Below are 2813 nucleotides of genomic sequence, written 5' to 3' on the forward strand. Positions count from 1 at the left end.
CGGCCACGGACTGGGCCAGCCGCCAAGCCAACAAACTCCCAGTCGTCCGCAACATCAGCAACCGCCTAGGAGCCAACACCGCCAGCGACGCTTCACAAGCAGCCACCAACGACGCCCTCAAAGCCACACCATCACCATCCAACAACTCACCAGCGCCGCACCCGGAATTACCGGCCGCGCCAACGCGTCCACAGATTGAGCCTCCCACTAAGACCGGCCCCGATTTCATTGCTGATGACAAGGGAACAGTTGTCCCGACCAGTAGAACACGACTCGAAGAAGGCTTCCAATCGGCGGGACTAGACACCTTCACGACGAAGAGTCCGGGCACTGGTTATGTTTTACCAGATGGCTCCAAAGTTCGAATCATGGAGCCGACTAAGCATGCATCACAGAGAGCTAGCTTCATGAATGCTAATGGTGGACCAGTGAGCCCGTTCACGGGCAAACCGCCAAACCCTCCTAAGGAGATATCTGATACTGGGAGATGGGTTCGTGAGCGTACTCATATAGAACTTTTTGACGACTAGGAGGTCTCTTCATGCGAGTTGATGAAATGTACCCAGGTTTTGAGGAGTGGGCGGCTAGTCTGCGAAATTTATTGATTTCGCGAGCGTATATACAGAATAAGATGCTGTTCCTTGGTGGTTCTGATTGGCTTTTTTATACATGGTGTAGTGCGCGTGTCGTTGATGCCAAGGGTGAGCTCTTGTTTGATAATTCGTTGTCTGTTGATCTGCTTGAGGGTCCGGGGACCCCGCTCGGTGACTTGGTAGGTCGTACGGTCGTTGAGGTGGTGCCTGACTTTGCTCTGGACCTGGGAAATCTCACGCTGGTCTTGGATGATGGTGTTCGAATCGAGTGCACGGATGATACTGATTGGGAACCATGGAATTTTAGAGTTGAAGAAGATTACTGGTGATAATTTGATTAGTCTCCTTGATCGTCAACGATGATGGTGCCGCGCACATGTGTCTCGAGTGAAGGGGTGGTGGTTGCTGTGCTTTTTGTGGTCGGCTTGCGCCGTTGACTTATTCGATTAGTTTTCTCAAGGCTGCTCCAAGTGGAGATGCGGATGCTCTGGTTGCGTTTTCAACTATGGTTTAGTTAGGAAAATTTCTTTTTCTGAAGGAATGCCACTGCTCATGCGTTCTCTTTCTCCGGATGCCGATCAACTTCCTTGTCATCTATATGAAGTTGTCAAGTCCATTCCAGTGTAGACTTCACAAGTGGCGCATGGTTTGGTTGGTTTGGCGATGGAATTCAACACGAGTTACCTTTAACTGTGCGAAAGCTGCTTGACCATGGAATAATCAAGGGGATCTTTTAATGAAATTAAAAGAAGCTGTTGATTTGCTTAAATCCAAAGGTGTGCGACAGCAGGTTTATGCTGTCAATGCTGTAGCTGCCAATGATGCCATTGTGATCTATCAAGAGAGTCCATTTCACTGGACAGTATTTTACACGGAGCGCGGCCTTCGTATTGATGAAAAAACTTATAACTCGGAGGATCAAGCGTGCCAAGACTTTATCGATAGAGCCGTCTCGGCGGAGGAGGAGATGAGGGCATATGAGGTAAGAAGGAATTCAAGAGGAATCTGACTGATACGGCTGATATGGAACGAAACTGTGTTTTGACTGGTTCATGAGGGGCCCGCGTTCGGCTGGCCTTCGTTGTGGATGTTTTCCAGTGTCACTGATCAGCGCGGTGATCGGGTTCTGTGCCCACTTTCGTCGCAGGCGTCGCGTTGGCGTTCGTCCCGGGCGCTCAGGGTTTCGGTGCGGCTCTCATTGCCGGGGCGGTTCTTGGGGGTGGGGCCAGCATCATTGATCAGGCCTGCTCGGGTTACCCCATCAACTGGGGACAGGTCGGCAAGGATTCCTTGTTCGGCATGGCGGGCGGCGCCTTGGGCTACGGTGTTGGCAAGGGAATCCAATGGGCCGCAAAGACACCAGTCGGGCAGCGAGTCATTGGTTCAACCATAGACGGGGTCAACAATATTCCTGTTGTTCGGGGTATTGCGAAACGGTTAGGCCCTAATGGTAAACCTGCTAACCCAGAGCATGTCAATCTTGCCAGCTTACAGCGCACTACCCATATTCTTGATGGTGATGCGACTGGAGGTGGACATCGTTGGCCTGGTGCTCCAGGGAAGACACCCTTCCCAAGAAACTGGAGTGACAGCCAGATCATGCATAATGTGAGTGATATCGCGACTGACCCGAACCTCAAATTCGTGCAGCAGGGAGGCAAGCCGGGTGCAACTACATACAAGAGTGGAAATCCAATGCGATATGTGACAGAAGGTGTGCGAGATGGGATTCCTATTAAAGCTATAGTTGAGCCAGGTGGAGAGCCTATTATTTCAGGTTATCCAACTCAATGGCCGGCCCTTGAGTCTACCTCATTTGAGATAGCCTTGAGAAATGAATTTGCTCTCGCGACTTCGGTAGCTGGAAGAGATAATTGACATGTTTTCTTTCTTCGGGCGCACTCGTAAGCCAAAACAAAAAACAGGAGAAATCATTCTTGGAGGGTTATTCAAAACTGTTTTTGTAGAATTCTAGTGCGATGACTGCTGTGAGGGTTTGTGGGAAGGTGTTTAGGGGCCTGCGGTAACCGGTGTGAAGTGTCTTCCAGGTTTTCAGGTGGGCGATTGCTCGTTCGACCGGGGCCCGTAGCTTGTGGAGTGATATAGGTTTTTCGGACAGTGGTTACTGGTTGGTTTTAGGCTGCTGCCCTGTGTTGTTGTCTCCATTCGGTGTCGACTTGGTTGGGGGTCCGGTAGTCAATGGCCGAGTGGAGACGTTTG

At 50.8% G+C, this 2813-nt stretch carries 4 protein-coding genes; all 4 read left to right on the forward strand.

Annotated elements, in window-relative coordinates; translation table 11 throughout:
* Nucleotides 1–530 (forward strand): hypothetical protein (locus tag D9T14_RS14030; RefSeq protein WP_220668356.1); only part of this gene is annotated, 530 nt, incomplete at its 5' end.
* 11 nt (nucleotides 531–541) lie between these two features.
* Nucleotides 542–922 (forward strand): hypothetical protein, encoded by a 381-nt coding sequence (locus D9T14_RS13485; RefSeq protein ID WP_126464194.1) that lies wholly within the window; start codon nucleotides 542–544, stop codon nucleotides 920–922.
* A gap of 407 nt (nucleotides 923–1329) precedes the next feature.
* Nucleotides 1330–1602 (forward strand): hypothetical protein, encoded by a 273-nt coding sequence (locus D9T14_RS13490; protein WP_126464195.1) that lies wholly within the window; start codon nucleotides 1330–1332, stop codon nucleotides 1600–1602.
* A gap of 146 nt (nucleotides 1603–1748) precedes the next feature.
* Complete coding sequence (locus D9T14_RS13080; protein WP_126464196.1) at nucleotides 1749–2471, forward strand: EndoU domain-containing protein; 723 nt, start codon at nucleotides 1749–1751, stop codon at nucleotides 2469–2471.
* The last annotated feature ends 342 nt before the right edge of the window (nucleotides 2472–2813 follow it).

The organism is Propionibacterium australiense (genome assembly GCF_003666605.1).
GTDB classification, from domain to species: Bacteria; Actinomycetota; Actinomycetes; order Propionibacteriales; family Propionibacteriaceae; genus Propionibacterium; species Propionibacterium australiense.

What these genes read in the sequence shown, in the direction of transcription:
- D9T14_RS13485 (WP_126464194.1), top strand. Translation starts at nt 542, where the DNA reads ATGCGAGTTGATGAAATGTACCCAGGTTTTGAGGAGTGGGCGGCTAGT.
- D9T14_RS13490 (WP_126464195.1), top strand. Translation starts at nt 1,330, where the DNA reads ATGAAATTAAAAGAAGCTGTTGATTTGCTTAAATCCAAAGGTGTGCGA.